Origin of the sequence: Marinimicrobium sp. LS-A18 (genome assembly GCF_000463525.1) — a bacterium.
In the GTDB taxonomy this organism is placed as follows: Bacteria; Pseudomonadota; Gammaproteobacteria; order Pseudomonadales; family Cellvibrionaceae; genus Marinimicrobium; species Marinimicrobium koreense.
In genome coordinates, this window is record NZ_AWEP01000010.1 from 1 (window position 1) to 7,095 (window position 7,095).

Consider the following 7,095-nt stretch of genomic DNA (forward strand, 5'->3'; position numbering starts at 1 on the left):
AAGTTCCCCGATACCAACCTGGCTGAATCCCTGCAACGGATCACCGGTGTATCAATCGACCGTGTGAACGGTGAAGGTTCCACAGTAACCGTTCGCGGTTTCGGTGGCGACAACAACCTGGTCACTCTGAATGGCCGTCAGATGCCAGCTTCCAACTCCAGCATTATCGGTGCGGACCAAAGTGGTGACTTCGCTCAGCCCTTGAGCCGTTCCTTTGATTTTGGCGTCCTGGCATCAGAAGGTGTTACCAGCCTGGAAGTCTACAAGACCGGTCGCGCAAGTAACCCGTCAGGTGGCCTCGGTGCAACGGTTAACATCGGCACCATCAAGCCGCTGGAAAATCCTGGCACCCAATTCAGCATTGGCGGCAAGCTGGTCAATGATACCAGCGTCGTGGATGGAGACGAGGTGACCCCTGAGGTATCCGGCCTTTTCAGCTGGACCAATGACAACGACAATATGGGCTTCTCCGTATTCGCCAGTCATCAGGTGCGGCATGCGGCCAGCGTGAGTGCGACCTCTAACGGTTGGAACATCATGCCGTACTCTCAGTTTGCCGATCCTGACACCGGTATTGTGACTGAAGACACGGTTATTACTAATGCTCCGGCCAATCCCGACCAGTTGGTCTCTGTTCCCAATGATACCCGTTGGCACTTGGCTGAAGCTGAGCGTGAGCGTACCAATGTTCACGGCACTTTCCAGATTCGTCCGGTAGAAGAGCTGACCCTGACCTTTGATGCCTTCTTGGCTAAGAATGAACAGGAAGAGCAGCGCGCCGACCAGACCATGTGGTTCGCTCGTCCGCTGAGTCACGTTCGTTTTGACGGTAACCCGACCGTATCCACCACCACCTACATGCGCGAAGATATCAATGGCGTAAAGGATATCGGTTTCGAGCAACAATACCGTGCAATGGAAGATACCGTAGAGTCATTTGGCTTTAATGCCGAGTGGGATCTGAGCGATAACCTGACGTTGACTCTGGATGCGCACAGCTCTGAAAACTCCACCTCTCCGAACAACCCGAATGGCGCGAGTAGTACTCTCTTCGGTATGGGTGCGGTAGTTATCGGTGAGCACTCACTGGAGCTGGATCGTGGGAACCAACACTTCCCGATCCACAACATCATCGAGATTGACGACAGCATCCAGGCTGATCAGGGCGATTTCGGTGGCACCAACGTGAATGGTCGGCTGGACGCTGGTGACCTGGGTTCTCAGGTGCTGCGCTCGAACACTGCAGAGCAGACAACCACCATGGACCAGGTTCAGCTTAGCGCGAGCTGGGAGCTGAATGACAACGTCACGCTGGACTTTGGTCTTGATCAGCGTGTGATGGAGATGAATCAGACCCGTGTCCAGACTCAGCACATTCTGGGTGGCTGGGGTATTGAGCAGCCTGGCGATATCAATACTGATCTCATCACAACCTATTGCATGGCTTGCCTGTTTGATGACTACAAACCTTACAACGGCGACATGGAAAGCATTTCGTTTAAGGGTGACGCCACGCAATTGGCTAATAGCATTCCTGAAATTTATGGAACAGCCGATGTTACAGGTCGTGAAAATAACTTCGTAGAAGAAGATATTTCCGCGTTCTATGCTGAAGCCGACATGAACTTCCAGGTGATGGGCCTTGATACCTCAGTATTGGCTGGCGTGCGCTACGAAGAAACCACCGTTACTTCAACATCCTTCGTCACCCTGCCAGATGAAATCATGTGGGTCTCTGACAACGACTTCCAGGCCGTTGTTGCCGGCGGTGGTACGCCTCTGCCGGATACAATTGTGGGTGAGTACGACAACGTGCTGCCTAGCATAGACGTTTCCGTCAACCTCACTGACGATCTGTTGGCGCGCGCTTCATTCAGTAACACCATTGGTCGTCCCGGTTACGGTAGCTTGATTGCCGCCCGTAGTGTACAGAACCCGGGTCGCCCAACGGCGCTTGGCGGTGATAACCCCAGTGCCAGTCAGGGTAACCCCGGTCTGGAGCCGCTTGAGTCGCGTAATATCGATCTGTCCCTGGAGTACTACTACGGTAACTCCAGCTATGTATCTGCTGGCTATTACGAGAAGAAGATTGAAAACTTCATCGGTACGTCAGTGAGAAGTGTGGTCGCCAGTGGTCCGGACTCAGAGCTTGGTATCGCGCTCCGTGACCCGAGTTCGGGCGCCCCGGGTAGCCGCTCTGGCGATGCGTTGGAAGTGCTTGATGACTTGGGCGTTACGCGCAGCGAGCTGAATTTCTTCACCATGACAGCTCTGATTGAGCAGAATGGTGGTGATGTGGCTGCTGCACGATCGGAGTTTGAGGCCAACCTGGACGAAAACAACGAGCTGCCTCTGGCTTACGCAGAGTCTGTATACGCTGAAACAAACCTGTCTCCCGATGAAAATGACCCGTTCATGGAGTTTGCGCTGTCGCAGCCGGTTAATACTGAAGATGGCCGTATCCACGGTATGGAACTGGCGCTTCAGCATTTCTTCGGTGATTCTGGATTCGGTGTTCAGGCTAATTACACCACCGTAAACGGTAATGTCGGTATCGACTCCGGTGCTTCGCCCTCAGAAGACCAGTTTGCGCTGGTAGGTCTGAGTGACTCGGCTAACGCCTCACTGATCTATGAGAACTATGGCTTCTCAGCTCGTCTGGCGTGGAACTGGCGGGATACCTACCTCAGCGGCACTGGTCGTGGCGGTGCGAACCGTAACCCGACCTTCGTTGATGAGTATTACCAGTACGATCTGAACGTTGGCTATGACGTGACTGATAACCTGTCCGTTACTTTGGAAGCCATCAACCTGACCGGCGAAGATATCGCTCACTACGGTCGGGATCAGAGCAATATCTGGTTCTTGCAGGAGCTGTCTCCCCGCTACATGCTGGGTGCTCGTTACTCCTTCTAAGCCAGAAGACTGGCAAAAGGAAAATGCCGGAAAGGCCGCTGATTTTTCAGCGGCCTTTTTTCTTGCCGGATGGACCTAAATGATCCATCATAGATCCCCACCTATCCGTAAAACCCTAATAATTCGTAAATCAGTAAGAGCGATTCTTCATCATGTCAAATATCGAGCTTCTCGATAATGTCAAGCACCACGACTTGAAAGTGGACTCTGGCTACTCCGCCGAGTATGGCGACAGCGTTAATCAAGTGTTGGTATTTCCTACGGAGTTTATTGAACTCCAAAAGGAGTACCCCATTCTGTTAAAGAAAGATAAGGCGTCCGGCCAATTTCAGGCTGTGGCACTTTTGGGGCTGGAAAAAGATGAAAATCTTTTTCTTGATGAAAAAGGCTGGCATGCCCATTATGTTCCTGCCATCCAGGCTCGTGGTCCATTTTCAATAGGGCTCCGCAAAGAAGGGCAGGGAGCCGAAGAAAGAGTAGAGCCTCTGATTCAGGTGGATATGGATAGCCCTAGAGTTCATGCGGATGGCGTGCCGGTCTTTCTGGAGCATGGTGGCAGTACCGACTATCTAAAACGGATATCCGAAGTTCTGAAAGCGATCCAGGACGGCTGGGCGGTGGCCAACACCCTCTACCCTTTTCTGGATCAGTTAGGGTTGATCGAGCCGATTAATATTAATGTGAATATTAGTTATAGTGAGCGGTATCGTATCGAGAACTACTACACCGTCAGCGAAGAAAAGCTGTTAGAGCTGGATGCTAATCAGTTAAAACAGCTCAATGATGTAGGGTACCTCCAGGCTGCGTACCATATTATTTCGTCCCAAACGAATATTTCGCGCCTGGTGGAGCAGAAAAATCGCAAACGTGAAGCAGCCTAAACCTGCAAGGCAGTAAAACTATGCAGAATGTTCAACGCTGCGTACGCACCATAGAGTATTCTTCTGGCGAAAGTGTCGACTTCCAGGCCCTGGTGGAGGCCGGTAGTCCGGTTATTCTCAAAGGCTATGTCCGTAGCTGGCCACTGATCCAAGCTGGGCTGCGCTCCTCTGATGACGCTATGGCCTATCTGGACTCATATGCGATCGAGAAAACCCTTACCTGTTATGTAGGGGACTCCGATATGGATGGGCGTTTCGCCTACAATAGTGATATAACGGCATTCAATTTTCGCAGTGAACAGATTTCGGTAAGTGAGTTTTTCCGGCGGCTAAAAATCGAGTCCCGCGAGGGAGGTGACCACCTCTATATCGGCTCCACGACGCTGGAGCGATATTTCCCGGGGTTGCGAGAGAACAACGATATCAATTTCTCCGATCCTACGTTGCAGGAAAGTCCGCCCTTGGTCAGTATTTGGATGGGCAATCGCACAATTGCCTCAGCACATTATGATTTGGCCAACAACATCGCGTGCTGTGTAGCTGGGCGTCGTCGGTTTACGCTCTTCCCCCCTGAACAGGTAGCAAACCTCTACCCCGGACCGCTTGAACCCACGCCAGGCGGGCAAGTCGTCAGTATGGTAGATTTCAAGCAGCCGGATTTCGAACGCTTTCCGAATTTCGCCAAGGCTTTAGAAGTAGCCCAGGTGGCCGAGCTGGAACCTGGCGACGCCTTGGTCTACCCCAGTATGTGGTGGCATCATGTAGAAGGGCTCGACGATTTTAATGTGTTGATAAACTACTGGTGGAACCCAACTCCAGCCTACATCGATACACCCCAAAACACATTGCTTCATGCGATGCTGGCGCTTAGAGAGCGTCCAGACTATGAAAAGCAGGCTTGGCGAGAGCTATTTGATTACTATGTGTTTGGCGATCCGGAGCTTCCCAGGGCCCACCTGCCGGAACATGCCCAAGGACCCTTGGGGCCCCTTGATGAAACCACTGCCCGTCGTTTGCGGGCTCGGTTAATGTCCAAGTTCAATCGTTGATCAGACCACAGGAGTCTCATTGTGCAGCAGTCTAAACCCATCCAGAAAGTAGTTATTGCCGGCGGCGGTACGGCTGGATGGGCGGTCGCTGCCGGGTTATCCCAACAATTGGGTCAGCTCATTGAAATCGAGCTGATCGAATCGGAAGATATCGGTACCGTGGGTGTCGGTGAGGCGACCATTCCTCCCATGCGCTCCTACCACAGAATAGCGGGCATTGATGAGCAGGAGTTCATGCGCGAAACCAGCGCGACATTCAAGTTGGGTATACTTTTTCGCGATTGGCGTGATCTCAATACTGAGTACATGCACTCCTTCGGTGAGGTCGGTAAGGCCAGTACCTGGATGACGGACTTTCATCACTTTTGGCTAGAAGCGAGAAAGCGTGGATTGGCGGGCCCCCTGGATGAGTATTGCCTGGAAGCCGCCGCCTCATGGAAGCAGAAGTTTGCTTTCTCCGAGAAAGGCGGACCTAACTTTGCGTACCACCTGGATGCCGGTCGCTATGCCCGGTTCTTGCGAGGCAAGTGCGAAGCACGGGGTGTCGTTCGCCGAGAGGGGATGATTGAGCATGTCGAGCTTGATCCGGACGATGGGTTTATACGCCGTCTGCACCTGAAAGATGGAGGCGTTGTCGAAGGTGATTTCTTTATAGACTGTACAGGTTTCAAAGGCCTTTTGATTGAGGGCGCCTTGAAAACCGGCTATGACGACTGGACCCACTGGTTGCCGACCAATCGAGCGCTGGCAGTTCAGACACAGGCCGTACGTGACCCACTTCCGTATACAGTCTCAACCACTCGAACAGCAGGCTGGCAGTGGCGGATTCCCCTACAGCATCGAGTAGGCAATGGTCTGGTTTACTGTAGCGACTATATGGACGATGAGCAGGCCCGCGACGAACTGCTCGCCAACATTGAGGGTGAATTGCTAACAGAGCCTCGCCCCATTCGCTATACGACGGGTGCTCGTCGCAAACAGTGGAATAAAAACTGTCTGGCGCTTGGGTTGGCCAGTGGTTTTCTGGAGCCGCTGGAATCCACGAGTATCTACCTGGTGATGATTGGCATCAGCCGCTTTATGCAGCTGTTCCCATTTGACGGGGTCAAAGACTCGGTTGTAGACGATTACAACGCAACGTGTAGGCTTGAGCTTGAGCGAATACGGGACTTTATTATTCTGCACTACAAGGTAACCGGCCGCTCTGATACGCCTTTCTGGCGCGATCGCCAGAACCAGGGCATTCCAGATACTTTGGCACATCGGTTACAGCTGTTCGAAGAAAGTGGGCATATTCGACAGGCGGAGGCGGACCTTTTTCAGGTTTCTTCCTGGCTACAAGTCATGCTGGGTCAGGGGATTGAGCCCAAGGCTCATCATCAGTTGGCCCGAACGATTCCTGACGACAAACTTCAGGGTGGCCTCCAGGATCTGCAAAAAAACATCTCCAGAATGGTTGAAAGTATGCCAGCTCACAAAGCGTTTATAGAGAAATTCTGTTCAGTCCGGTGCTGATTTGTGCGACAACCAACTACATCAATTCCTAATATGTCCGGAACTGCTGAGTATCCCCTTCCGATAATTAGAGTTGTAAATCACTTACGATTCCACTCTGTCTGTCATCCTGGTCGTCCAGTTACCAATATCCGCGACACCCAGTCCAAAGTGGGATCTTGTCGCCGGGACTGGCAAAGGGCTAGAGGCCCAGATAAAAATAATATAATAACTTAAAACCGTAAATCAAATGACTCTTTTTTGTTCTTAAATCTTTGCGCATTGATGAGCTTAGGGCTACTCTGGAATGAGTACAGCATTAGCTCAATACGTGCTTACTCAGGAGAGGTAATTAATAGTTGACAGGATGTATTTTCAGATGTAATTGTCTATACGACTAATAAATATAGTCGATTTGACCGTTATGAGGGCTTGAGCGGCGGGCTAATGATGATCTCGGTGACTCCAGGCTCGATAAGACCTAAAAAGGAATAAAAAATAAAATTAATATTTCCAAATGATATCTTAAGCCTATAGCTTAGTGCCTTGCGCAAAATTCTTTTATCGGTGAATGGTTTTCGGAGAATGAGAGTGAGTGGATGCCGAAGCAGGATATGACAATAACAGTAAGGGAGTCTGCCCCTGGCTCAGCGATGGTGATCAACCAAAATGTAAAGCAATGATTACAGCTTGTTGGTAAAACGATTTGTGGCACTTTATGTGCCAACAATAATAACCTGGTCTCAGTAAGGAGA

The 7,095-nt window shown here is 51.3% G+C and carries 4 protein-coding genes; all 4 read left to right on the forward strand.

The features are described from left to right. On the forward strand, nt 1-2,916 hold a 2,916-nt coding region (locus N645_RS0116320; protein WP_024462583.1), incomplete at its 5' end, for a TonB-dependent receptor. 152 nt (nt 2,917-3,068) lie between these two features. Beyond that, nucleotides 3,069-3,797: a SapC family protein gene (locus N645_RS0116325; RefSeq protein ID WP_024462584.1), complete on the forward strand. Its 729-nt coding sequence runs from the start codon at nt 3,069-3,071 to the stop codon at nt 3,795-3,797. Nucleotides 3,798-3,817: 20 nt separating this feature from the next. Further along, a complete protein-coding gene (locus tag N645_RS0116330) occupies nt 3,818-4,846 on the forward strand; it encodes a cupin-like domain-containing protein (protein ID WP_024462585.1) in 1,029 nt (342 codons plus the stop codon). Nucleotides 4,847-4,867: 21 nt separating this feature from the next. Next, nucleotides 4,868-6,361: a tryptophan halogenase family protein gene (locus N645_RS0116335; protein ID WP_024462586.1), complete on the forward strand. Its 1,494-nt coding sequence runs from the start codon at nt 4,868-4,870 to the stop codon at nt 6,359-6,361. Nucleotides 6,362-7,095: the final 734 nt, after the last annotated feature.